The organism is Streptomyces sp. NPDC088923 (assembly GCF_044749745.1).
GTDB lineage: Bacteria > Actinomycetota > Actinomycetes > Streptomycetales > Streptomycetaceae > Streptomyces.
Map to the genome: position 1 here is coordinate 595,655 of NZ_JBIVIO010000001.1, position 24,527 is coordinate 620,181.

A 24,527-nucleotide genomic window follows, 5' to 3' on the forward strand; every position below is an offset into this window, starting at 1 on the left:
CGCGGGCTCAGCTCTCCTTGGACAGCTCGTCCGCGTCCACGATGCGGTACGCGTAGCCCTGTTCGGCGAGGAAGCGCTGCCGGTGCGCCGCGAAGTCCTGGTCGATCGTGTCGCGGGCGACGACCGAGTAGAAGCGCGCCTCGTGCCCGTCGGCCTTCGGGCGCAGCACCCGGCCGAGCCGCTGCGCCTCCTCCTGCCGGGAGCCGAAGGTGCCGGAGACCTGGATGGCCACCGTCGCCTCGGGCAGGTCGATGGAGAAGTTGGCGACCTTGGAGACGACGAGTACGGAGATCTCGCCCTCGCGGAAGGCGTTGAACAGCTTCTCGCGCTGCGCGTTGCTCGTCTCGCCCTTGATCACGGGCGCGTCCAGCTCGGCGCCCAGCTCGTCCAGCTGGTCGATGTACTGGCCGATCACCAGGGTCTGTTCCCCCTGGTGCTGCTTCACCAGCTCCCGCGTCACGCGCTGCTTGCTCGGCGTCGTGGCACAGAAGCGGTACTTCTCCTCGGCCTCGGCCGTCGCGTAGGCGAGCCGTTCCGACTCGGTGAGATTGACCCGTACCTCGACGCAGTCCGCCGGGGCGATGTAGCCCTGCGCCTCGATCTCCTTCCACGGCGCGTCGAACCGCTTGGGCCCGATGAGCGAGAAGACGTCGGACTCGCGGCCGTCCTCACGCACCAGCGTGGCCGTGAGCCCGAGCCTCCGCCGTGCCTGGAGGTCGGCGGTGAACTTGAAGACCGGCGCGGGCAGCAGGTGCACCTCGTCGTAGACGATGAGGCCCCAGTCGCGCGAGTCGAACAGCTCCAGGTGCGGGTAGACCCCCTTCCGCTTCGTCGTCAGTACTTGGTACGTGGCGATGGTGACGGGCCGGATTTCCTTCTTCGTCCCGCTGTACTCGCCGATCTCGTCCTCGGTGAGCGAGGTGCGCTTGACCAGCTCGTGCTTCCACTGCCGGGCGGAGACGGTGTTCGTGACGAGGATCAGCGTCGTGGCCTTCGCCTCGGCCATCGCGCCCGCCCCGACGAGCGTCTTTCCGGCCCCGCAGGGCAGGACGACGACGCCGGAGCCGCCGTGCCAGAAGTTGTCCACGGCCTGCTTCTGGTACGGGCGCAGGGACCAGCCGTCCTGCGCGAGGTCGATGGCGTGCGCCTCCCCGTCGACGTAGCCGGCGAGGTCCTCGGCCGGCCAGCCGAGCTTCAGCAGGGTCTGCTTGATCTGCCCGCGCTCGGAGGGGTGCACGGCGACGGTGTCCGCGTCGATGCGCTGCCCCACCAGCGGCTGGACGCGCTTGGAGCGCAGGATCTCTTCGAGCACCGGACGGTCGGTGGTGCTCAGCACCAGGCCGTGGGTGGGGTGCTTGTGGAGACTCAGCCGCCCGTAGCGGGCCATCGTCTCGGCGATGTCCACGAGGAGCGCGTGGGGGACGGGGTAGCGGGAGTACTCGACGAGCGCGTCCACGACCTGCTCGGCGTCGTGACCGGCGGCGCGGGCGTTCCACAGGCCGAGGGGGGTGATCCGGTAGGTGTGGATGTGTTCCGGGGCGCGTTCGAGTTCGGCGAAGGGGGCGATGGCCCGGCGGCACGCGTCCGCGCGCTCATGGTCGACTTCGAGCAGCAGAGTCTTGTCGCTCTGCACGATCAGGCAGGACACGCATACCTCCGTGGGCGGGATCGTCCCTCCGTGGGCGGGGATCGTCCGATGACTCGGCCGGGCGTCCGGCGCGCGACGAGTGCCGCACCGCGCACGGCGCCGCCGCGGGCCGGTCGCGGGACCCTCTCGGGGCCCTGTCCCAGCCGTGGCCGCGTCTGCGCGCGAAACAAGGAAGTCTACCTCCGTGCGCTTCCCGCCTGCCGGGCCTCGGGGCACGGAGGTGGGCGGGATCACGCGGCGTGCTCACTGGGCGGTGCCGGCGAGGAGCCAGCGCAGCGTGCGCACCTCCAGGAGGACGCGCGCGCCCGCGCGGGGGCGCAGCTCCGTGACATCCCAGTCGTACTTCTCGTGGAAAGCCGCGACGACCTCCGGCGGGAATGGTGTCGCCAGCACGCGTGCCGTGCCCTCGGCGACAAGCGGGTGGTCGCCGTCCTCCAGGGCGAGGGAAACCCTGTGCGCTCTCCGTACATTGCGCACCTTGACCGCTCGCTCGTCGCTTCCGATCCACCAGCGGTGGTGGAGGTGCACGAACCACACGGGGGTCACGTGCGCGGTGCCGTCCGGGCGCACGGTGCACAGCCACACATTGCGTTCACGGGCGAGCCTGGTCGCGGCCTCCGCGTCCGGTACCGGGCAGATGGGCGGTACCGCCGAACGGCCCGCTCCCGCCGAAGCGTGCGGGTCGGCGCCGGGTGGTGGTGCGCCGGGTTCCAGTGCGGCAGGCCCCGGTCCGGCCGGCTCCGGTGCGGTCGGCTCCAGCGCGGCTGGCTCCGGTGCCTCCGGCTGGGAGGGGCAGGCCTTCGGGCCCGCCTTCGTGCCCTGCTGCGGGAGGGCGTCGGCGGTCTCGACCGCGGGGGGCGTTCCGGGCGTGTCCTGGTGTCCGTTCACCGTCTCATCCCAGCATCCCCGTCCCTTCTCGCACATCGGTCACAGGGCGGAGCGCCGCCTCGGTCCGGGGACGGAGTAGGGACCCGGCGCACGGCGGCAACCACCGTGTGTGGGGGAGGCGTTGGGGTAAGCGGCCGGTATGACGAGGGCTGGGCGGGACGAGCGGGCGAGGCCGGACGCGGGGTCCGGGGCGGCGGCACGGCACGGGTGGTGGCGGGAGGCGTGGGCGTGGCCGGGGCGGTCGCGTCCGGCCCCCGTATCGCCCCCGGCGAAGCCGGCCGCCGCGGCTGTGGACGGTGCCGCGGGGGACGGCACAGTGGTGGTGCGCAGGTCGTGGGGCAGGGCGTTGTTGCTGGGGCTGACGATGGTGGTGGCGTTCCTGCTGCTCGTGGCGTTCTCGGCGGTGCTCGCGAAGCTGACGCTCACCCCCTCGCCCGCCTCGGACGGCCTCGCGGGCTCGAACCTGCGCCCGGGGCACTCGCTGCGGCAGTACGCGGAGGAGTACACGTTCCTCGCGGCGTGCAAGCAGGTCGGCGGGAACCTGCTGCTCGGAGCCCCCTTCGGGGTCCTGCTGCCGCTCCTCGTACCCCGCAGGATGCGCCTGCTGCGGGTGTTCGTCGTGACCGTCCTGGTCATGTCGCTGGTCGAGCTCGCGCAGGGAGCGGTGGTCGAGGGCCGGGCCTTCGACGTGGACGACGTCATCCTGAACACGGCGGGGGCGCTGCTCGGGTACGCCTTCCTCGGCCGTCGCCTGTCCCGCTCGCTGCGACGCCGCACGGACCCCCGCCCGTCCCGCGTCCGCCGCTTCCGGAAGCCGGCCGCCCCCCGACCGGAGACCGATCCGCGGCAGGAGACCGGCCCGCGACCGGTGACCGCGACGGGGCCACAGCCCCTGACGAAGCCCGCGACGGCCCCCGCCGCCTCCGGTCGGCTCGCCCGCCTGCGCGCGTCGACGGCCCGCGTCCTCCCCGGCCGCCGCGGCACCGAGCCGACCTCGGAGCCGAAGACGGGCCTCTCCGGCCCGACGGCCTGAGCGGACCACGAGGGACGAGGGACCCCCGCAAGGCGAGCGAGCCGCGACCGGGAGATCCGCGCGGACAGCGCACACCGGACCGGACGGCTGCCGCGGCGCGGCCCGAGCGGTCCGGGGGCGGATGTCCCCGCCCGCCGTCAGCTCCCGCCCTGCCCCGAGGCAGGGGTCGGTTCGCCCTCCGCGGGCGTGGGGATCTCGGCGACGCCGGTGACGCGGTGCAGGGGGTAGGTGCGCAGTTCCTCGGCGGTGTGGTCGTAGGCGGTGACGAAGCCGCCCTCGACGCGGACCGGGGCGATGAGCCGGCGATCGGCCGCCCCCTCCGCGTCGATGTAGCCGATCCAGACGGACTCGCCCGTGAGGACCGCGTTCTGGAGGGTGACGAGGGTTTCGGAGGCGGCGCTGCGGGGCGGCTCGGACGGGGTGACGAGCCCGGCCGGGGGCGTGGGTGGCGGGGTGGTCACCGCCGTGTCACCGGCCCGGATGGCCCGTACCGCCGCCGCGAGCAGCGTCTGCCGGGGGCGGGCACCGCCCTCGCCGACCGGTTCCGGTGCGCGGCGCGGCGGGGTGCGGTGCTGCGCGCTGGGGCGTACGAGGACGTCGCCGCCCGGGCCTTCGGCGGCCGGGGCGAAGCCGAGGCCGCGCAATCCGTCGAGGAGCACGGCCGGTTCCGAGGGCGAGGCGGCGACGGTCGGCGCGAGCCGTCGCAGCCGCAGGGTCTCCGAGCGCCGGTCGGCGAGGATCTCGTCGAGCACGGTGGCCTCTTCGCACCGTACGTACGAGGAGGCGGCGCCGACCCGGAGATGCCCGTGGCGGCGGGCGACGTCGTCGACGAGGTAGGCCAGCGGCTGCGGGACGGGGGTGAGGGAGTGGGTGGCGAGGAACTCGTGGATCGCCTCGGCGGAGTAGCCGGCGTCGAGGGAACGGCGGACGGAGCCCGGCGTGAAGCGGTAGACGGTCGCACCGCCTTTGGACTCGATGTCGGCGAGGAGCGCGAGGCGTTCGGCGAGGGGCCGCTGGAGCGGGCCCGGGGCGACGGCCGTCAGGTCGGCCTGGAGCAGTACGTGGTCCAGCGGCGGGGGCAGCAGTTCGGCGAGCATGTCGACGAGCGCCGTGTCCTGCCCGGCGAGGAGCGCGCGCCCCTGCCGGGTGAGCGCGCCGCGCCCGGTGACGCCGAGGAGTTCGGCCTCGGTGAGTGTCCAGCCCGCGATACGGGTCCGCAGGTCGTTCTCGTGCGCGGCGCCGCGCAGCGGGCGTTCCCAGCGCAGCCGGGCGAGCAGCGAGTCCGGCTCGGGCACGCCGCCGGGGCCGAGTTCCGCGAGCAGCGCGAGGACCCGGTGGCGCACCTCGGGCGCGGCGGTGCGGTCGAGGTGCGGGCCGAGCGCGGAGAGCGTGCGATCCTTGCTGTCGCTGCCGCCGACGAGCCCCGACGTGCGGGTCGCGTCGAGCCACGCGGTGGCGAGGACGGCCCAGCGGCGGGCGGGCGGCAGATCGAGCCACTCGTCGAAGTACGGGGTGGGCGCGTAGTGCTCGTCGGCCTCGCCGTCGGCGGCGACGAGCCCGGCCGCGTAGGCGAGTTCGAGCCAGAAGGCGGCGATGTCCTCGGAGGCCTCCAGGTACCCGGCGGTGCGCTTGAGGTCGCGCTGGCTCAGACCGCCCGCGCGGAGCACGGCCGGGCCGAGGTCCTTCGTCCGCGACCACGACTGGCGCGGCGAGCCCCACTCCTTGAGCAGGTCCTCAAGGGTCTGGAGCGCGGTGTACGCCTGCCCGGCGGCCGCCGCGTCGGCTTCGCGTTCCTCGCGCGTGGCACGGACGGCGATGGCCGGCGGCTCGGGCTCGACGGCGCGGTGGGCGCGCCCGCCGCGCAGGTGCAGGGCGACCTCGCGCGGCAGGACGACGGTCCCCGGCGCGGTCGGCACGAGCAGTCCGCGGTCCAGGAGCCAGCGCAGGTGCGTCGGCGGGTGCGCGGTGACCTGCCCGTACGGCGGCCCCCACACGAGCCGGCCGAGTACCTCGACGGCGTCGGCGGGAGCCTCGTCGAGGAGCGCGCCGAGCCGCGCGGGGTCGGTGAAGAGCGCGGTGAGGGCCTGGACGGCGGTCACCGAGTCGTGCGTCGAGCCCAGTCCGGCCTCGGTCAGGATGACCTGGAGCCGCCCCGGGGACATGCCGGCGGTGGCCTCGGCGAGGCTCGGGCCGAGGCCCGTGGGCGAGGGGTGGGCCGCGCTCGGCGCGAGGAGTTCCCGCGCGGTGCGGACGAGGCGCAGCCGCTCGTCCGGACCCCAGACGAGGGCGCGCTCGCGCAGCAGGCCCAGGGTCCGCGGCAGGGCCTCCGTGGTGGCGGAATCGCCCTCGTCACCCGTCAGGAGCCCTTCGAGCAGATCGTAGGGGGCGGGGTCTGGGGCGACGGCGAGGGCCTCGGCGGTCTGGAGGGCGAAACGGTCGAGCCGTTCCAGCGCGCGCAGTACGGAGGCACGGGTCGCCGCACGGGTGGCGAGCTGTGTCAGGTCGACCGGGACCGGGTTGAGCAGATCGGGCCGCGCGCGCAGCAGCGCGACGAGCGAGGCGTCGTCACGTACCCGCAGGGCTTCGGCGAGCGAACGCGGTCCCGGCCGCGTGGCCGGTCCGTCCTCGGTTGGTGCAGGGCTGCTCATCCCGCCCACGGTAGCGGGTGCGAGGGGCGGCGGGCGGGTGCGAGACGGCTCGGGTGTCGCGGGCCCACCTCGCGACGGGGGCCGGAACGGCTCCGGTACGGGGCATTTCCGCGCCCAGCCCGAGGGGGCGTTCCACGCGCCTCGCGCCCGTGGGGGCAGACCCAAACCGTACGGAGAACCCTCCCCGGCCGACGCGGCACGCGCTCCCGGCCACGCGGCACGCGCCCCCGCCGACGCGTCGCGCACCCCCGCCGACGCGTCACGCTTCACGCGTCCGTCACCCGTCGCCGGAGGCGTCCCCGTATCCCCGTGCGAGGGGGTGATCCGGGCCTGATGTCCCCATCGGCCGGGCGGAGTTCGGTACCGTCGTCGCAGCAGGGTGCGCGAGGGCTGTCGGACGTCGTGGAGGGGCAGCGGTGGGGATCGAGACTGATCAGCTCGTCTTCGACTACCTGAGCCGGGTCGGGGACCTGGCGCAGCGACAGCAGCTGTCGGCCGGGGAGCGGATGCGGCTCGTGGCGGGACTGCGCGGGGAGATCGACCGCAGCAGGGCCAAGCCCACGACCCCGGACTCGCCCGCCGCCGTGCGCCGTATCCTCTCGCGGCTCGGCAGCCCGGAGGACGTCGTGGCGGGCGCGGGTCCGGGCGCGACAGGGGCCGGGGCCGCGCCGGGCTTCGACGGGTCCGCCGACGACCCGGACCGGACGGCCCGACCGGCCCGTTTCCGGGGCTTCTCCAAGGACACCCCGTCCTTGAGGAGCGCCGACTCGGCCCCCGGCCCGGACCCGGCGGCGCCCGGCGTGCCGCGTCCCCGTACGGCGCGGACCGGCGGCCTGGAGGACTACGACGACGGCGGGTCGGCCGGGAGTCGTGCGGCGGGAGGCGCCGGGAGCGGCGCCGAGTGGTGGCGCACCGGGGCGGGCGGCCCGGAGCCGCACGGCTTCTTCGGCGGCGGCGACCAGGTCGCCGGGTTCGTCGGCGGGATCGAGTCACCCGAGATGCTCGGGCTGCGGCCCCGGGTCCCCACCCAGCGCCCGAGGGACGCGGAGGAGAAGGCGGCGGCGCCCGAGACGGTGGTCGTGGAGGAGCCCGCCGGGAAGGGCCGGCGACGCCTGCGGGTGCCGAGGCCCGGCACGTTCAGCAACCCGCTGCTGCTCCTCGCGGCAGCCGCGCTCGTCGTCGGTGCGGTGCTCGGCTCCTGGCTGCCGCTCGCGGCCGGCTGGCTCCTGGCCTGGGCCTCGCGCCGGCTCAGCACGAACGAGTCGAAGGTCGCCGTGATCGGCATCCCCGCGCTCTCGCTGGCCGCGGGGGCGGTCTGGCTGTGGGGGCGCGGCGAGGGCCGCTGGGGGGAGCCGCTGGCGCGGGGCGAGTGGAACGCGGCGATCGCCGACACCTGGCCGGCGGTGGTGCGTATCGCCGCGATCTCCTCGGCACTCTTCCTCGTCTGGCGCTCGCAACGCACGGCGAAGGACTGAGGACCCTCGTGCCGGCCGCGGACGTGCGGCCGCTCCATGGCGGCAGCCGCGCCGTCGTACCGCCGTCACCGTCACTCCCGCCGCAGGTCCACCCACGGAACCGTGCTGCCCGGCAGTACGTACCGCTCGATCTCGGTGAAGCCGTGGGCCCGCGCGAACCGCAGCCCGTCCTCGTTCGACGCGAGGACGCACGTCTCGATCGTCGTGGCGCCGAGCGCGTCGGCCCGGCGCAGCGCGTGCGCGTACAACTCCTCGCCGTAGCCGCGTCGGCGGTGGGCCGGCAGGACCCGCGCGATGACCGTGGCGACCCCGTCCTTCGGCGGGCGCACGGTTGTGGAGCCGACGAGAACGCCTCCGGCGTGGGCGAGGTCGAGGTGATTGCGCCCGGCCCGCTCCCGTACCTCCGCGAGGCTCAGGGGCTGGACAGGGATGACCGCGTTGTGGACGTACCGCCAGTCACCGAGGGCGTCGTCACCGTGCGGGCGGACGATACGAAGACCGAGAGGGCTGCTCATCGGAACATCAGATCATGCCGCCGTCGTCAGTCCCCTCCTCACGCCCCCTCCTCAAAACCTGTCGGCCGCAGCACACTTGCCGGAGTCCGTCAGCGCGTCCGGTCCTTCGCCGCGGTCGTACGGGTCAGTGCGGGTCCTTCTCGGGACCGCTTGCCTCGGCGTCGCTGCCTGCGGCTCGGGCGGAGTCGGAGGTGGGGGCCGGGGCAGGCGCTGGACAGGCGGCCTCCCCGGACCGCCTGAGAGACTGGGACCATGCCCCACGACATAGCTCCCAGTGACCCCGCGACCGGCCAGGACTTCGCCGCCGACGTCTCCGCCGTACCGCTCTCCGAGACCACCGACGGCGGTCCCGTCGTCGGGTTCGACCTCGACATGACGCTCGTCGATTCGCGGCGGGGGATCGGGGCGGTCTACCGGGCGCTCGCGGCGGAGACGGGCGCGGACATCGACGTGGACCTCGTGACGAGCCGGCTCGGGCCGCCGCTGGAGCACGAGATGGCGAACTGGTTCCCGCCGGAGCGGGTCGTCGCCATGAGCGACCGCTACCGCGCGCTCTACCCCGAGCACGCGATCGCCGACACGACGGCGATGCCGGGCGCGCGGGAGGCGTTCGCGGCGGTACGGGCGGCGGGCGGGCGCGTACTCGTCGTGACCGCGAAGAACCGCGCGCACGCCGCGCTGCACCTCAGCCACCTCGGCCTTGAGCCGGACCTGCTGATCGGCGGGCTGTGGGCGGAGGCGAAGGGGACGGCGCTGCGCGCGCAGGGCGCTTCGGTGTACGTGGGCGACCACATCGGGGACGTGCGCGGGGCCCGTACGGCGGACGCGGTGGCGGTCGCGGTGGCGACGGGGCCGTGCGACGAGGAGGAACTGCGGGGCGCGGGGGCGGATGTGGTCCTCGGGACGCTCGACGCGTTCGCGGGGTGGCTGGGGGAGTACGTGAGCGGGACGGGCGCGGGCGGTACGCGAAGTGCGGGTGGCGCGGGGTGAGCTGCGGTGTGATGGTCGCCCTGGCGTCTGTGGATAACTCGCGTTTCGCGTGAACGTGACTCACTCGGGGGAGTGAGGCGTTGTGCGGGTTTCAGCGAGTTGTCCACAGATGTGGCGGGAGGGGGCGGGGGGTGGGGGTGGCTTTGGAAGAATGGTATTGGGGCCGCCCCCTGGGAGGGCGGGGGCTGTCCGCTGTCCGCTGTCCGCTGGCGGGTGCGGGTGCCGATGCCGGTGCGAGTGCGCACCCCCGCCCTGTCCCCCCCCTGTCCCCCACCCCCCTACACCCCCGCCGCCCTCCTCCCCGCCAGAATCCCCCGCACCACTCCCGCCCCCGCGAGCAGCAGCCCCACCCCCATCAACATGCACACCGCGTACGCGATCGTCGGGAAGGGGTCGGTGTTCAGGAAGAGGGGCGCGAGGGTGACGAGGGTCGCGACGGCGCCGATGGCGAAGACGATTCCGCCGGCGACGACCAGGCGGTCGCCGGGGCCGGGCTCCTGGGCAGGGGTTTTGTCAGGCACCGCACCAGGGTAGTTCCAAGGCCCGTGGAAGAACCCGGGACGTCTCGCCAGGCGCCCTCGCCCTGAGGGGGCGTCCGGCGGCTTCGCGGGGGCGGGGGCACTGCCGTGCGCGGTACCTCCGCGAGGGCGGGGCCTGCCGTGCGCAGTGCCTCGCGGACCGCACGGAATCGGCGGACACCGCCTAGCCTGGAGGGCGGCGGGTCCCGATGACCCGCTGCTGTGCTCTCCAGGGCCCGCAAGGCCGCTGACGGGTCCTCGGGACGTGTCGGCGGGGCGTTCGTGGTGCCCGGGGCCCGCCCCGCGCGCCACCCGAGGCTCCCGCCGGTTCCGGTCCGGGGGGCGCGGGTCCGCCGGCGGCGGGCAGAGGCGGAGACAGGGGCGGCTCCCGCTGTGGTGGGCCGTCGTGGACGAGCGAGGACGAGGACGAGCAGGTGCCTACCGGCAAGGTCAAGTGGTTCAACAGCGAGAAGGGCTTCGGCTTCCTCTCCCGCGACGACGGCGGTGACGTCTTCGTCCATTCCTCGGCGTTGCCACAGGACGTGGAGACGCTCAAGCCGGGCCAGCGCGTCGAGTTCGGGGTCGTGGCGGGCCAGCGGGGCGACCAAGCCCTCACGGTAACGGTCCTCGACCCGACGCCCTCGGTCGCCGCGGCCCAGCGCCGCAAACCCGACGAGCTGGCCTCGATCGTCCAGGACCTGACGACCCTCCTGGAAGGCGTCGCGCAGCAGCTCGAACGGGGCCGCTACCCCGACCGCGCGAGCGGCGCCAAGACGGCCAACCTCCTCCGCGCGGTCGCCGACCAGCTCGACGTCTGAGCCGATCCCCGCAGAGGCGGTACGGAACCGGGGCGGCGCACCGCCCCGCACGCGTACCGCCTCAGCGGGCCCCCACAGCCCCGCGCCCCGCCCCGCCAGCGCGCCCCCGCCCGCAGCCCGCCCCCGCCCGCAGCCGCACCCCCGGCCCCCTGCAACGTCAGCGGGCCCCGCCCCTACCACCCCAGCGGCCCCGCCTCACCGCCTCCCCTCACCCGAAGTCCAGCGCCCCCGCCCCCACCTCCGGCACCAGCCCCTGCTCCGCCGCCCGCCCGAGCAGCCCGCGCACCGCCCCGTACCCGTCCTCGCCCAGGTCCTCGGTGAACTCGTTGACGTAGAGCCCGATGTGCTGTTCCGCCACCGCCGGGTCCATCTCCTGCGCGTGCGCGGCCACGTACGGCCTGCTCGCCTCCGGGTCGGCCCAGGCCATGCGGACCGAGGTGCGGATCGTGTCGGCCAGCGCGCGCAGCCGCTCGGTGCCGAGGGAGCGCTTCGCGACGATCGCGCCGAGCGGGATCGGCAGGCCCGTCGTGGACTCCCAGTGCTCGCCCATGTCGGCGGCCTTGTGCAGCCCGTAGTTCTGGTACGTGAAGCGCGCCTCGTGGATCACGAGCCCGGCGTCGACGCGGCCGTCCCGCACCGCCGGCATGATCTGGTCGAACGGCATGACGACGATCTCGCCGACCCCGCCGGGGACCGTGTCGGCCGCCCAGAGCCGGAAGAGCAGGTAGGCCGTCGAGCGTTCGCTCGGCACCGCGACCTTCGCGCCGCCCAGGTCCTGCCCCGCCTCGCGCGTCAGCACGAGCGGCCCGCAGCCGCGCCCGAGGGCACCGCCGCACGGCAGCAGCGTGTACTCGTCGAGAATCCACGGCAGCACCGCGTACGAGACCTTCAGGACCTCGGGCGAGGCGTCCCCGCCGCGCTCCGCGATGCCGTTCGTGATGTCGATGTCCGCGAACGTCACCTCGGGCGCCGCCGCGCCGGGCACCCGGCCGTGCGCCCAGGCGTCGAAGACGAAGGTGTCGTTGGGGCACGGCGAGAACGCGATGCGCAGCGTCTCCGGCAGCCCGCCGCCCGGCGCTGTCCCGTCCGTGCCCGTGCCCGTCTCCGTCACCGTCATCCCGCCGCCTCCTGATCATCCGCCCCCGTCGCGTACCCCTTCATGGTGCACCCACCGGGCGGCGCGCGAGGCGGCGGGCGTCCCTCACACGTACCGCCGTGCCTCCTGGAGCACCGGCGCCAGCGCCGTGAAGGCCGAGGTCAGGACCGCGAGTGCGGCCGGGATGCGCCACGCCTCGCGGTCGCGCGGGCCGACCGGGTTCGAGATCGCGCGCAGTTCGAGCGCCGGGATCCCGTAGCCGTACGCCGCCTCGGCGACCGCGAAGCCCTCCATGCCCTCGCTCGCCGCGCGCGGGCGCAGCCCCCGCAGTTCGGCGGCGCGCTCCGCGGTGCCGGTCACGGTCGAGACCGTCAGCGCCTCGCCCACCACGACGGGCGGCAGCTCGGGCGCGTCCTCCGCGTCCGCCGTCTCGTCCGGGCTCAGCGCGCGCGTCACGTCGCGGAGCAGCGCCGCGGGCGGTACGTGCACGGCGCGCCCGAAGCCGAGGTCCGTGACGGGGACGAAGCCCTCCGCCGTCTGCGCGCCGAGGTCGGCGGCGACCATCGCCTCGGCCACCACGAGCGTCCCGAGCGGTGCCAGTGGCGCGAAACCGCCGCCGATGCCCGCCGAGAGCACGAGGTCGTAGGGGTGGTCGTCGAGCGCCGCCACCGCGAGCGCCGCCGCCGTGCCCGCCGCGGCGGCCGCGGGACCCGCGCCCGTCGCGAGGAGGTGCACGGCCTGCGCCGCGCCCGGTGCCTCGGCGCCGCGCTCGGGGAGCGGTGGCGCGACGGGCAGCGGGCCCGCGAGCAGCGGGTCGAAGAAGAGGTGATCGTGCGGCAGCGGATCGGGCACGGCGAGCAGTTCGAGGCCGCCCGGCAGGGCGTGGGGCACCGGCCGGCCCGGGAACGCGCGCGCCACCGCGTCCCGTTCGGCGGGGACCGCGGTGGCGATGAGTACGCGCATGAGGTGGCTCAGTCGTCCTTCGTCGTCACGCGGCTCAGTCGTCCTTCTTCTTCACCTTGAACGTCCACAGGCCGTACGCCTTCTTGCCGTCGCCCTCGACGACCGTGACGGTGCCGGTCGAGGACTGGCCGCCGTACTGCTCGTTGAAGAACACGTTGCCCGGGATGGTCGTGTAGGTCTTCTTGCTGGTCTCGGTGATCTGCTGACCGTTCAGCAGGAACGTCCAGCCCTTGTCGGCCACGGACGGGTCGACGCCGAAGCGGACCGTCGCGTCCGGGTCCACCTTCACCGTCTTGGCGTCGCTCGTGTCCTTGAGGCACTTCTGGAGCGCCGCCGTGTCGAGGGCGTGCCCGTCGTCGTAGCAGGTGGCCTCCGAGTTCACCGAGGTCGTACCGATCGTCACGGTGGCCAGCGGAGTCGGCTTGTCGCAGGCCGACAGGGCGAGGAGACCGGCGGACACGGCGCCGATGGCGGCCACGGCGCGACGGCGGTTGGCCGGGAAACGCGGGGAGGTCATGGGGGGCAGGCTATATGGCTCCCGCCGTGCGCACCTGCGCGGGGGTGCGGCGTGCCGTACGCGCCGACGCGCCGTCAGAGGACCGCGAAAGGCCTGGCGGTACGGGGTGGGGCGGGCCCTTCGCACGAGCGCCGCCGTACGCCTCGTACCGAACCCGTACAGATCACCCGCCTGCCGGGCGGCGCGCCCACGGCCCGCCCACAAGCGCCGCACAGGCTCGGGGTTCACACGACCCGCACGCCCCCGTGCCTGCTCCTGCCCGAGCGCAGCAGGCCGCGCAGCGTGCCCAGCCAGCCCGTGGCGACGATCGCCGCGGCGACCGCGAGGCCCAGTACGCCGTTCAGCGGCAGCGCGATGCCGATCGCGCCGCCGAGCACCCACGCCATTTGCAGCATCGTCTCCGAGCGCGCGAACGCGGAGGTACGGACCTGCTCGGGCACCTCGCGCTGGATGAGCGCGTCCAGCGAGAGCTTCGCGAGCGCCTGCGCGAAGCCCGCGCACGCCGTGAGCAGCGCCACCGAGAACTGGCCGAACAGGCACGCCGCCGTGATCGCGACCCCGAGCACCCCGCCCACGACCGTCACGATGATCAGCTCGGGCGTACGGGTGCGCAGCCACGCCCCCACCGCCGTGCCCAGCGCGTTCCCCGCCCCGGCGGCGACCCCGACCATCCCCAGCGAGACCGCCGCGCTCCGTCCGCCGAGCGGCTGATCGCGCAGGAGGAAGGCGAGGAAGAAGATCAGGAAGCCCGAGAGTCCGCGCAGCGCGGCGTTCGCACCGAGCGCGAGGAGCACCGTCGAACCGACGGCCCGCAGCCCCTTCACCCGCCCGGCCCCGCTCCCCGCGGCACCCCGCGCGGCCTCGTACCGCGCCTCCCCGGGGCCCTCGCCCTTCTCCAGCCGGATGGGCTCGCCAGGCGTCGGCCCCAGCGGCTCCTCCGGCACCAGCCGCGCCCTGCGCTCCCCCTTCGCCGAGTCCACCTTCGGCGGCAGCCGGAACGAGAGGAACGCGCCGAGCACGAACAGCGCGCACGCCCCGTACAGCGGCCACCGCGGCCCGAGCAGTTGCAGCCCGGCGCCCACGGGGGCCGCCGCGCCCGTCGCGAGCAGCCCGCCGAGCGTGACGCGCGAATTCGCCTTGACCAGCGAGAACCGTGGTGGCAGCAGACGGGGCACGACCGCGCTGCGCACCACCCCGTACGCCTTCGACGCGACCAGGACCCCGAGCGCCGCCGGGTACAGCTCCAGGCTTCCGCTCACCACCGCGTGCGACAGGACGAGCGCGAGGACGGCGCGCGCGAGCATCGAGGTGGCCATCGCGGCGCGCCGCCCGTGCGGCAGCCGGTCCAGGAGTGGGCCGATCACCGGGGCGAGCACCGTGAAGGGGGCCATCGTGATCGCCAGGTAGAGCGCGACGCGCCCGCGCGCCTCGTCCGTCGGCACCGCGAAGAACACCGTCGAGGCGAGCGAGACCGTGATCATCACGTCGCCCGCGCCGTTGACACCGTGCAGTTCGATGAGCTTGCCGAGCCCCGACTCGCCCGCGCCGTGCGCGTGCGTCACGCGCCGCACCAGGCGGCCCGTCGAGGCGAAGGGCGCCGCGGCGACCCGTCCGGCGGCACGCGTCCGCCGGAGCCGGGGCCCCCCGCGCTCCGTACGCTGCTCGCCCGAGGACGTGGATGCGCTCACGTCGTCATCCTGCCCCGAAGTGCGCCGCCTAGTGCGCCTGCTGTGCGGGAATGGGGACGTACGAGCGAACGCGGAGCGGTCCGCGGGACCCGTCCGGCGGCGGCCCGGCGGGGTCGTGGTCCGGGGTGGTGCGGGGGGCGCGAACGGGGGAGTGGGGGACGTCCGTGTGGGCCCCGGGGCGTGGAGAGGGTAGCGTGCACAGCGCGCCCACGGCGGTTACTCCTGGCCGCGCGCCCTTTCGCGATCCTTCAGAATGGATGGTGGAGGCGCACCCGGGACCCGAACCGACCGGGTACGGACGTCGACGCGGTCCCCTGGTCCGCTCCGTCCGCACCCCCGACCGTGTCCGGGCCCCGCCGGAGCGGGCGCACTCGTGAGACGGCGTAGGAGAGAAGCGATACCTGTGAGCGCAGCGACAACGCGAAGCCGCATCCCTGACCGCCTGTGTGTCGAGGCGGTCGACCTGGCGCGCGCCGCGGCGGCGGAGACCGCCGCGCCGGGTGTCGTCGGCGCGTACGTCGGCGCCGTCGCCGAGGGCGAGCGGGTCGTCACCCACTACTTCGCCTGCGAGGACATCGGCTACCGGGGCTGGCGCTGGGCCGTCACGGTGGCCCGTGCCTCGCGCGCCAAGGTCGTCACGCTCGATGAGACGGTGCTCCTGCCGGGGCCCGAGTCGGTCCTCGCGCCCGAGTGGCTGCCGTGGAGCGAGCGCCTGCGTCCGGGGGACATGGGCCCGGGCGACCTCCTGCCCACCGAGGCCGAGGACCCGCGCCTGGAGCCGGGCCTGTACGACGGCGACGACGACACCCCGCCGCCGGACTCCGCGCTCAGCCCCGAGCTGGCCGAGCGCGCCGACGCCGAGGACGCCCAGGTCACCGACGGCCCGCCCGCCGACCTGCCCGTGGCGCCCTCGCGCGGCGAGATCGCCGAGGTGGGCCGCGAGCTGGGCCTCGGCCGCCCCCGGGTCCTCTCCCGCTACGGCCTGGAGACGGCCGCCGAGCGCTGGGAGGAGCAGTACGGGCCGGGCACCCAGATGGCCCAGGCGGCCCCCGCCCCCTGCCACACGTGCGCCTTCCTGGTCCCGCTCGCCGGCTCCCTGCGCCAGTCCTTCGGCCTGTGCGCCAACGAGTTCGGCCCGGCCGACGGCCACGTCGTCTCCCTCTCCTACGGCTGCGGAGGCCACTCGGAGGCGGCGATCATGCCGAAGACCCCGGACGCGCCCCCGCTGCGCCTGGACGAGGTGGCGGAACCGCTGGAGTGACACCCGGCCCGGGGCGCCTCCCGGCCCGTCCGGCGTGAGAGGACAAAAGCCCCGCCGGGGCGCAGGTCGATCACGCGGTCCGGGACCACCCTGATTCCCGGCTACTTTCATGGGCACACGCATCGCCAAGGAGTGAGCCCTGTGACCCGAGAAGCCGAGGAATCCCCCCGCCCCCACACCACCGCGGACGACGTCTTCGGCACTGCCCGCCTCCGCGACGCCGTCCTCGCCACCTGGTCCGCGTCCCCCGCGCGCCTGCGCGAGGACGCCAACGCCGAGGAGGACCTGGCGCTCGGCGGCTACCGCGACCGCGTCGTCGTCGAGCTGGCGCAGAACGCCGCCGACGCCGCCGCCCGCGCCGGAGTGCCGGGCCGGCTCCGGATCGCGCTGCGCGACCGCAGCGGGGACAATCCACCCGTCCTCGCCGTCGCGAACTCCGGCGCCCCCCTCGACGCGAGCGGCGTCGCCTCGCTCGCGACCCTGCGCGCCTCCGCGAAGCGCGAGGACGGCACGGGCACGGTCGGCCGCTTCGGCGTCGGCTTCGCCGCGGTCCTCGCGGTGAGCGACGAGCCCGCCGTGCTCGGCCGCACCGGCGGGGTGCGCTGGTCGCTCACCGAGGCCCGCGAGGCCGTCGCCGCGCTCGGCGTGCCCGCGCTCGACGAGGAGGTACGGCGCCGCGAGGGCCACGTACCGCTGCTGCGCCTCCCCTTCGCCGCCGAGGGCTCCGCGCCCGAGGGCTACGACACCGTCGTCGTCCTCCCGCTGCGCGACACCGTCGCCGAGGACCTCGTCGAGCGCCTCCTCGCGGGCATCGACGACGCGCTCCTGCTCTCCCTGCCCGGGCTCGCCGAGATCGTCGTCGAGACCCCCGAGGGCACCCGCGTCCTGCGCCGCCGCGTCGAGGACCCGTACACCGTCATCGAGGACGACGGCGTCGTACGCCGCTGGCGCACCGTCAGCCACGGCGGCGCCCTCGACACCGCGCTCCTCGCGGGCCGCCCCGTCGAGGAACGCCTGCGCCCCTGGTGGGCCGTGACCTGGGCGGTCCCCGTCGACGCCGAGGGCGCGCCCGAGGCGCCCCGCACCGTGCCCGTCGTGCACGCCCCGACGCCCAGCGAGGAACCGCTCGGGGTGCCCGCGCTGCTCATCGCGACGCTCCCGCTCGACACGAGCCGCCGCCACGTCGCGCCGGGGCCGCTCACCGACTTCCTCGTCGCGCGCGCCGCCGAGGCGTACGCGGAACTCCTCGCCCACTGGCGGCCCGTCACCCCGGCCCTTCTCGACCTCGTGCCGGGGCCGCTCGGGCGCGGTGAGCTGGACGGGGCCGTGCGTGCGGCGATCCTCGCGCTGCTGCCCCGTACCGCCTTCCTCGCGCCCGCCGTGCCGCACGAGGGCGAGGAGCCCGGCAGCTTCACCGCGCTGCGGCCCGTCGAGGCCGAGGTCGTCCAGGGCGCGGGTCGCGAGACCGTCGACGTACTCGCCGAGGTCCTGCCGAGCCTGCTCCCGGCCGGTCTGGAGAGCCACCCCGCGCTGCGCACGCTGGACATCGCGCGGGTCCCCCTCACCGAGGCCGTCGACCGCCTCGCGGGCCTGGAGCGCGCCCCCGGCTGGTGGTACCGCCTGTACGAGTCGCTCGCGGGCGTCGACCCCGACCGCCTCACCGGCCTCCCCGTGCCGCTCGCCTCGGGCCGTACCGCGCTCGGCCCCCGCCACATCCTCCTGCCGCTCCCGGACGGCGGCCCCGCGGCCGAGGCCCTCGCCCGGCTCGGCCTCAAGGTCGCCCACCCCGAGGCCGCCCACCCGCTCCTCGAAAAGCTCGGCGCGCTCCCCGCGACCCCGCGCGCCGTCCTCACGACGCCGCAGGTCCGCGCCGCCGTCGCCGCCTCGCTCGACGAGGAGCCCTGGGACGGCGGCCTGGAGACCGAGGGGCTGCCGGACCCCGAGGAACTGGCCGAACTCGTCCTCGGACTCGTCCGCGACGCACGCATCGAAGCCGGTGACGAGCCCTGGCTCGGCGCGCTCGCGCTCCCCGACGAGGACGGCGAACTCGCCCCCGCCTGCGAACTCGTCCTCCCCGGCGGCGCCTTCGCCTCCGTGATGCGCGAGGACGCCCTCGCCGCCGTCGACGCGGGTCTCGCCGCGCGCTGGGGCGAGAAGCCCCTCGCCGCCTGCGGGGTGCTCGGCTCCTTCGCGCTCGTCCGCGCCCACGACACCGTCCTCGACCCCGATGAGCTGGAACCCCGCGAGGGCGACTGGCCCGAGCCGGACGACGCGGGGCTGCTCGACGCCGTCGACGTGTGGTGCGAGGACGTCCTCGACCGCTTCCCCGACACGCCCGTGCCGCCCGTCGCGACCGAACTCCTCGCAGTCCGCGACCTCGACCTCGTCGCCGAGGACCGCTGGCCCGAGGCCCTCGCCCTCCTCGCCCGGCCGCCCTTCCGCGAGGCCCTCACCGCCCCCGTCCGCGTCCTGCTCCCCGACGGCACGACCGAATCCGTCCGCTCCTACACCGCCTGGTGGCTGCGCGGCCACCCCGTTCTCGGCGGGCGCCGCCCCGCCGGGCTCCTCGCCGCGGGCGGCGACCCGCTCCTCGCCGGGCTCTACGAGGAGGCCGACGCGAGCGGCTTCGAGGACGCCGAGGTCCTGCGCGCCCTCGGCGTCCGGACGAGCACCAGGGCGCTCCTCGACGAGCCGGGCGGCGCCGCCGAACTCCTGGACCGCCTCGCCGACCCCGCCCGCGAGGTCACCGCGGCCCAGCTCCACGGCCTCTACTCGGCGCTCGCGACGCTCGACCCCGAGGAGGTCACGCTCCCCGAGGACCTGCGCGCCGTCCCCGCCGGGCCCGGCGGGGCCCCGTACGTCGTGGACGCCACCGAGGCGTTCGTGGCCGACGCCCCCGACCTGCTGCCGCTCGCCGGGGACCGCCCGCTGCTGCCCGTGCGGCCGCGGCTCGCGGCGGCGCTCGCCGAACTCCTCCAGGTCGGCAGGCTCAGCGAGGCCGTCCCCGCGGGCGTCGAGGGCGAGGGCACGGTGCACGACGTGCCCGCCGCCGTCCGCACCCTCCTCGGCCCGCGCACACCCGCCACGTACACCGAGTACGAGGAGCTGACCGCCGGGGGCATCGAGGTCGACTGGCGGCACACGCCGGACGGCACCGTGCACGCCGCGACCGTCGAGGGCGTCGCCGCGGGGCTCGCGTGGGCGGCGGGCCAGTGGCCGCGGCGCTTCGAGGTCGCGGCCCTCCTAGAGGACGACTCGCGGACGGCGGAGCTGGCGCGGGACCGCTGGTTCGACTGAGCACGCGGCGGGCGCGCACCCTGTTGCCGGAACGGCAACGCCGTTTGGCGCGCGCCCGCCCGCGCCCGCACCCTGGCAGCTCACCCCCGTGGTCGAACGGGTCTGTGCGAGAGAGGCAGGTACGGGCATGAGCGGGCACCCCCAGCACCCGGTCGGCGAGGACTTCGGCGACGGGCGCGCCTTCTGGGAGGGGCGGTACGCGGAGAGCGACCGCATCTGGAGCGGCGAGCCCAACGCGGCGCTCGTCCGCGAGGTCTCCGAGCTGACCCCGGGCCGCGCCCTCGACCTCGGCTGCGGCGAGGGCGCCGATGCCGTGTGGCTCGCGCGGCGCGGCTGGACCGTCACGGGCACCGACATCGCCGAGACCGCCCTCGTCCGCGCCCGCGCGCACGCCGCCGAAGCGGGCGTCGCCGCGCGCACGCGCTTCGAGCAGCACGTCCTCGGCGCGAGCTTCCCCGAGGGCACGTACGACCTCGTCACCGCGTCGTTCCTGCACTCGCCCGACGCCTCCTTCCCGCGCGAGGCGATCCTGCGCCGCGCCGCCGAGGCCGTCGCCCCCGGCGGCACCCTCCTCGTGGTCGGGCACGCGGGGCTCGCGCCCTGGGAGTCGTACGAGGAGGGCGACCCGCACCTCGCCCTCCACCTGCCCTCGCCGCAGGAGGTCCTGGAGAGCCTGCGGCTCCCCGAGGGCGAGTGGGACGTCCAGACCGCCGCCGAGCACGACCGCGTGCAGCACGCCCCGGACGGCGAGGCCCACCACCGCAGGGACAACGCGCTGAAGGTCCGCCGGCACGCGAGCTGAACGGCGGGTGACCACAAGGTCATGTGACCTTCCTGTGGAGACAATGTGATCGGAAAGTCCGCCGAGCGGTGCAACTTCCGCACGGGTGGCGCGGTCTCCTCGTACGAGCCATGAGGCTCCTCGATCACATGTGCCCCGCGCCCCCGTGCGTCCGGCGCGCCGCGTCCCGTACGCGAGCGGCCCGGACCCGGCGCGGCGCGGGCACCTTCTCCCCTTGGGGAACACATGCGTATTCGTGCCACCGCGGCTGTCGCCGCGCTCGCGGGCTCCCTCGCTCTCGGCGCCCTCGCGGCACCCGCCGCCCAGGCCGCGACGAAGCCCCCGGCGCTCGACCTCAGCTTCGGCAAGGCGACCGTGAACGGCGGCAAGCCCGTCGTCGTGTCCACGGGCAAGGCCAAGACCACCGTGAAGGTCACCTTCACCGCCAAGCACGGCAAGAAGGTCGACGTCTTCGACGGCAGCGTCGACATGGTCGTCGGTCTCTACCGGGGCACCGACGTCGACCACGCCGCCAGGAGCTTCTTCAGCGGCGGCATCAGCTGCGCCGAGCCCACCACGACCTCGCTCTCCTGCACGACGAAGATCACCGTCCCCGCCTCGAAGCTCTCCAACGCGGACGCGGGCACCTCCTGGAAGGTCTTCCTCGGCGGCATCGCCTGGAACGGCCAGAACCCCGACAAGGCCGACGACGCGAAGATCAGCACCGTCGAGCAGCAGAAGGCCGCGACCGCCACGCTCCAGCGCGCCTCCAAGCTCACCGTCAACGCCTCCCCCGAGCCGGTGAAGAAGGGCAAGACCGTCACCGTCACGGGCGCCCTGACCCGCGCCAACTGGGACACCGACAAGTACGCGGGCTACACCAAGCAGTCCGTGAAGCTCCAGTTCAAGAAGAAGGGGTCGAGCACCTACACGACCCTCAAGACCGTCAAGACGGACAGCAAGGGCAACCTGAGGACGACCACGAAGGCCACGGCGGACGGCTACTTCCGCTACTCTTTCGCGGGAACGTCCACGACCCCCGCCGTCTCCTCGACGGCGGACTACGTCGACGTGAAGTAACCGACGTGAGGTGAGTGCCGCACCGCGTTCAGAGGGCCCCGTACCGGCGTACGGGGCCCTCCCCCGTATCGGCCCTCCCCGCCCGTACCGGCTACTTCTCGTCGGCCCGCGTCGCCCCGCCCCTCCGCGCCAGCCTCCGCGCCCGCGCCGGGGTCTGCGCGGCCGGCTCGCTCGGGAAGCGGCGCCCCGCCCAGCGCCACACGAACTCCAGGACCACCGAGGCGATCACCGCGATCAGCACGCCCGTCCACGGCATCGTCGTCCCGACGAGCTTGAGCGCGAAGAAGTCCTGCAACCACGGCACCGTGAGGACGAGCAGGAAGCCGAAGCCCATCACCGCGACGAGCAGCACCCGCCACCACGTGTACGGACGGGCGACGATCGCGAGGACCCACAGCGAGATGAGGAAGAGCGTCAGCGTCGCCACGCTCGTCTCCGCGTCGAGCGCCCCGTGCCCCGAGTAGTGCGCGCGGGCGATGAGGTACGCGACGAACGTCGCCGCGCCCGCGACGACGCCGCAGGGGATCGCGTACCGCATGACGCGCCGCACGAAGTGCGGGCGGGCGCGCTCCTTGTTCGGCGCGAGGGCCAGGAAGAAGGCCGGGACACCGATCGTGAGCGTCGAGAGCAGCGTCAGGTGCCGGGGCAGGAACGGGTACTCGACTTGCGAGCAGACCACGAGGACCGCGAGCAGCACCGAGTAGACCGTCTTGATGAGGAAGAGCGTCGCGACCCGCGTGATGTTGCCGATGACACGGCGGCCCTCGGCGACGACGGAGGGGAGCGTCGCGAAGCTGTTGTCGAGCAGCACGATCTGCGCGACCGCGCGCGTCGCCTCCGAACCCGAGCCCATCGAGACGCCGATCTCCGCGTCCTTGAGCGCGAGGACGTCGTTGACGCCGTCGCCCGTCATCGCGACCGTGTGGCCGCGCGACTGGAGCGCGGCGACCATCTCGCGTTTCTGCTGCGGCGTCACCCGCCCGAAGACGGTGTGCTCCTCGATCGCCGAGGCCAGCTCCGCCGGGTCCTTCGGCAGCTCGCGCGCGTCCACCGCGCTGTCCGCCCCCGGCAGCCCGAGCTTCGCCGCGACCGCGCCGACCGCGACCGCGTTGTCCCCCGAGATGACCTTCGCCGCGACGTGCTGCTCCTCGAAGTACCTCAGTGTCCGCGCAGCGTCCGGGCGCAGCCGCTGTTCGAGGACGACGAGCGCGGCGGGATCGGCGCCCCCGGCCGCGTCGGGCGCGTCGAGCGCCGCGCCCTCGCGCGCCTTCGCGAGGAGCAGCACCCGCAGGCCCTGCCGGTTCAGCTCCTCCGTCTCCGCGAGCGCCGCGTGCCCGGCGGGCAGCAGCACGTCGGGGGCGCCGAGGAGCCAGCCGCCCTGCCCGGCGAAGGCGGCGCCCGAGTACTTGCGCGCCGAGGAGAACGGCTGCGCCCGCTCGACCCGCCAGCCGCTCGTGTCGGGGTAGGCGTCGATGACGGCCTTCAGGCTCGCGTTGGGCCGCGGGTCGCTGGCGCCGAGGGCGCCGAGCACGGTCGCGGCCCGCTCCTCGTCGTACGGGCCGAGCGGCGTGAGCCGGGAGACGTCCATGCCGCCCTCGGTGAGCGTCCCCGTCTTGTCGAGGCACACCGTGTCGACGCGCGCGAGTCCCTCGATCGCCGGCAGCTCCTGCACCAGGCACTGCCGCCGCCCGAGGCGGATCACCCCGATCGCGAAGGCGACGGAGGTGAGGAGCACGAGGCCCTCGGGGACCATCGGCACGATGCCGCCGACCGTACGGGCCACGGCGTCCTTGAAGTTGTTCTCCTTGACGACGAGCTGACTGATGACGAGGCCGAGCGCGGTCGGCACCATCATCCAGGTGATGTACTTCAGGATCGTCGAGATCCCGGTACGCAGCTCGGAGCTGACGAGCGTGAACCGCGAAGCCTCCTCCGCGAGCCGCGCCGCGTACGCCTCGCGCCCCACCTTCGTCGCGGTGAAGGCGCCCCCGCCCGCGACGACGAAGCTGCCCGACATGACCGGGTCGCCCGGCCGCTTGACGACCGGGTCCGCCTCCCCCGTGAGCAGCGACTCGTCGATCTCCAGGCTCTCGGCCTCCGCGACCTCGCCGTCCACCGGGATCTTGTCCCCGGGACCGATCTCGATGAGATCGCCGAGCACCAGCTCGCTCGACGAGACCTCCGCCGCCCGCCCGTCCCTGCGCACGGTCGGCTTCGCCTCGCTGATCACGGCGAGCGAGTCCAGCGTCCGCTTGGCACGCCACTCCTGGAGGACGCCGATCGCGGTGTTGGCGACGATCACGTACCCGAAGAGGCTGTCCTGAAAGGGCGCCACGGCGAGCATGACCAGCCACAGCACCCCGATGATCGCGTTGAAGCGCGTGAAGACGTTCGCCCGCACGATCTCCGTGAGCGACCGCGAACTGCGCACGGGGACGTCATTGACCTCCCCCCGCTCCACCCGCTCCGCGACCTCCGCGGCACTCAGCCCGGCGGCGGCCCCGTCACCAGCCCCTGCCCCGTCCCCAGGCGCTTCGTCGGCCTTCACCCCATCCGTCATGGAACCGACCGTATGCGCTGATCAAGCCCGCCACCTGTCGAGGCGGGTAAAAAACTGCGTACCGCGCAAGAATTCGACCTGTGGGGGGAGGCGGCAGGGGCGAAGGTCATTCTTTCGCAGTAGGACTTGAGGGGGCACGGGGGGTGGGATCGTCCCGGCAACGCGGGCACGTACGGGCGTACGGCGGTGGGCGCACCGGGCGGCCTCAGCCGAGTGGTGGCCGGGAGCGTGCCTTCGCGGCGGCTCGTGCGCGGAGCGCGGTGAGGCGCGGGAGAAAGGGGTGCGATGCGTTGCCCGCGAGGTTGAGCGGGAGATCGAGCCGCTCGATCAGGGCCCCTTCCGCCGTCCACGGGCTCTCGTGCTCCCACCAGCACACCCGCGCGTGCTCCGCCATCCACCGGTTCAGCTCCGCTTCGCCCTCCGGCCCGAAGACGAGGCGGCCGCTCGCGGTGCACCGCAGCTCGATCCCGAGCAGGACGCCGAGCGACCGGCGCAGGGTGGAGGAGGAGGCGTTGCCCCGGACGTGCGTACGCAGCCGCTTGCGGAGGTTCTGCGGCGTCCGCCCCGCGACGGGCGCGGCACGTGGGGCGATCCCCACATACAGGAGCCGTCCGGCGGGAAGATCCGGGTGCGGGGCCCGGCTGAAGTGCCAGCCGTAGAGACCGGGGGCCGCCGGCACCACGCTCGGCCGGGCCAGGATGCCCGCGGTGGTCCACAAGCGGTCGGGGTGGGTGAGGGCGCGGGGCATGAC

At 74.8% G+C, this 24,527-nt stretch carries 19 protein-coding genes; 8 read left to right on the plus strand and 11 right to left on the minus strand.

Annotation, left to right across the window (positions count from 1 at the left end; genetic code table 11):
* Positions 1-7: 7 nt before the first annotated feature.
* A complete protein-coding gene (locus ACIP4O_RS02885; RefSeq protein WP_401570733.1) occupies positions 8-1,648 on the minus strand; it encodes a DNA repair helicase XPB in 1,641 nt (546 codons plus the stop codon).
* Between the two features lie 243 nt (positions 1,649-1,891).
* Positions 1,892-2,536 carry a pyridoxamine 5'-phosphate oxidase family protein gene (locus tag ACIP4O_RS02890; RefSeq protein WP_401570736.1) on the minus strand — a complete coding sequence of 215 codons (645 nt, stop codon included), beginning with the start codon at positions 2,534-2,536 and terminating at the stop codon, positions 1,892-1,894.
* A gap of 319 nt (positions 2,537-2,855) precedes the next feature.
* Here ACIP4O_RS02890 and ACIP4O_RS02895 point away from each other — a divergent pair, with 319 nt between their 5' ends.
* On the plus strand, positions 2,856-3,569 hold the full coding sequence (locus ACIP4O_RS02895) for a VanZ family protein (RefSeq protein WP_401570739.1): 714 nt from the start codon (positions 2,856-2,858) through the stop codon (positions 3,567-3,569).
* A gap of 137 nt (positions 3,570-3,706) precedes the next feature.
* On the opposite strand, the gene ACIP4O_RS02900 is transcribed toward ACIP4O_RS02895, so the two are convergent.
* A complete protein-coding gene (locus ACIP4O_RS02900) occupies positions 3,707-6,217 on the minus strand; it encodes a helicase-associated domain-containing protein (protein ID WP_401570742.1) in 2,511 nt (836 codons plus the stop codon).
* A gap of 416 nt (positions 6,218-6,633) precedes the next feature.
* Here ACIP4O_RS02900 and ACIP4O_RS02905 point away from each other — a divergent pair, with 416 nt between their 5' ends.
* Positions 6,634-7,692: an HAAS signaling domain-containing protein gene (locus ACIP4O_RS02905; protein WP_401570745.1), complete on the plus strand. Its 1,059-nt coding sequence runs from the start codon at positions 6,634-6,636 to the stop codon at positions 7,690-7,692.
* Positions 7,693-7,763: 71 nt separating this feature from the next.
* Here the strand turns inward: ACIP4O_RS02905 and ACIP4O_RS02910 are convergent, their stop codons facing one another.
* Positions 7,764-8,207 (minus strand): GNAT family N-acetyltransferase, encoded by a 444-nt coding sequence (locus ACIP4O_RS02910; RefSeq protein ID WP_401570748.1) that lies wholly within the window; start codon positions 8,205-8,207, stop codon positions 7,764-7,766.
* A 252-nt stretch (positions 8,208-8,459) separates the two neighbouring features.
* Between ACIP4O_RS02910 and ACIP4O_RS02915 the strand changes: the two genes are divergently transcribed.
* Positions 8,460-9,197 (plus strand): HAD family hydrolase, encoded by a 738-nt coding sequence (locus tag ACIP4O_RS02915; protein WP_401570751.1) that lies wholly within the window; start codon positions 8,460-8,462, stop codon positions 9,195-9,197.
* Between the two features lie 278 nt (positions 9,198-9,475).
* Here the strand turns inward: ACIP4O_RS02915 and ACIP4O_RS02920 are convergent, their stop codons facing one another.
* A complete protein-coding gene (locus ACIP4O_RS02920) occupies positions 9,476-9,718 on the minus strand; it encodes a hypothetical protein (RefSeq protein WP_401570754.1) in 243 nt (80 codons plus the stop codon).
* 431 nt (positions 9,719-10,149) lie between these two features.
* Between ACIP4O_RS02920 and ACIP4O_RS02925 the strand changes: the two genes are divergently transcribed.
* Positions 10,150-10,533 (plus strand): cold-shock protein, encoded by a 384-nt coding sequence (locus ACIP4O_RS02925; protein WP_009066836.1) that lies wholly within the window; start codon positions 10,150-10,152, stop codon positions 10,531-10,533.
* Between the two features lie 208 nt (positions 10,534-10,741).
* Here the strand turns inward: ACIP4O_RS02925 and ACIP4O_RS02930 are convergent, their stop codons facing one another.
* The 4 genes from ACIP4O_RS02930 to ACIP4O_RS02945 all read right to left on the minus strand — a co-directional run bounded on the left by ACIP4O_RS02930 (position 10,742) and on the right by ACIP4O_RS02945 (position 14,797).
* Positions 10,742-11,650, minus strand: a complete 909-nt coding sequence (locus ACIP4O_RS02930; protein ID WP_401570756.1) for a 1,4-dihydroxy-6-naphthoate synthase — start codon at positions 11,648-11,650, stop codon at positions 10,742-10,744.
* Between the two features lie 84 nt (positions 11,651-11,734).
* Positions 11,735-12,592 carry a futalosine hydrolase gene (locus tag ACIP4O_RS02935; protein ID WP_401570758.1) on the minus strand — a complete coding sequence of 286 codons (858 nt, stop codon included), beginning with the start codon at positions 12,590-12,592 and terminating at the stop codon, positions 11,735-11,737.
* A 34-nt stretch (positions 12,593-12,626) separates the two neighbouring features.
* The gene (locus ACIP4O_RS02940) at positions 12,627-13,109 is read right to left on the minus strand and encodes a DUF2771 domain-containing protein (protein ID WP_361319751.1); all 483 of its coding nucleotides are present in this window, start codon (positions 13,107-13,109) and stop codon (positions 12,627-12,629) included.
* 224 nt (positions 13,110-13,333) lie between these two features.
* Positions 13,334-14,797, minus strand: a complete 1,464-nt coding sequence (locus ACIP4O_RS02945) for an MFS transporter (protein ID WP_401570762.1) — start codon at positions 14,795-14,797, stop codon at positions 13,334-13,336.
* A 403-nt stretch (positions 14,798-15,200) separates the two neighbouring features.
* Here ACIP4O_RS02945 and ACIP4O_RS02950 point away from each other — a divergent pair, with 403 nt between their 5' ends.
* The 4 genes from ACIP4O_RS02950 to ACIP4O_RS02965 all read left to right on the plus strand — a co-directional run bounded on the left by ACIP4O_RS02950 (position 15,201) and on the right by ACIP4O_RS02965 (position 21,216).
* Positions 15,201-16,058 carry a DUF3027 domain-containing protein gene (locus tag ACIP4O_RS02950; RefSeq protein WP_401570765.1) on the plus strand — a complete coding sequence of 286 codons (858 nt, stop codon included), beginning with the start codon at positions 15,201-15,203 and terminating at the stop codon, positions 16,056-16,058.
* Positions 16,059-16,199: 141 nt separating this feature from the next.
* Positions 16,200-19,355 carry a sacsin N-terminal ATP-binding-like domain-containing protein gene (locus ACIP4O_RS02955; protein ID WP_401570768.1) on the plus strand — a complete coding sequence of 1,052 codons (3,156 nt, stop codon included), beginning with the start codon at positions 16,200-16,202 and terminating at the stop codon, positions 19,353-19,355.
* Between the two features lie 127 nt (positions 19,356-19,482).
* Positions 19,483-20,157, plus strand: coding sequence for a class I SAM-dependent methyltransferase (locus ACIP4O_RS02960; RefSeq protein WP_361319763.1), 675 nt, complete (start codon positions 19,483-19,485; stop codon positions 20,155-20,157).
* Between the two features lie 231 nt (positions 20,158-20,388).
* Positions 20,389-21,216 carry a hypothetical protein gene (locus ACIP4O_RS02965; protein WP_401573785.1) on the plus strand — a complete coding sequence of 276 codons (828 nt, stop codon included), beginning with the start codon at positions 20,389-20,391 and terminating at the stop codon, positions 21,214-21,216.
* A 91-nt stretch (positions 21,217-21,307) separates the two neighbouring features.
* Here the strand turns inward: ACIP4O_RS02965 and ACIP4O_RS02970 are convergent, their stop codons facing one another.
* Positions 21,308-23,776, minus strand: coding sequence for a cation-translocating P-type ATPase (locus tag ACIP4O_RS02970; RefSeq protein WP_401570770.1), 2,469 nt, complete (start codon positions 23,774-23,776; stop codon positions 21,308-21,310).
* 205 nt (positions 23,777-23,981) lie between these two features.
* A complete protein-coding gene (locus tag ACIP4O_RS02975; protein WP_401570773.1) occupies positions 23,982-24,524 on the minus strand; it encodes a GIY-YIG nuclease family protein in 543 nt (180 codons plus the stop codon).
* Between the last annotated feature and the right edge of the window lie 3 nt (positions 24,525-24,527).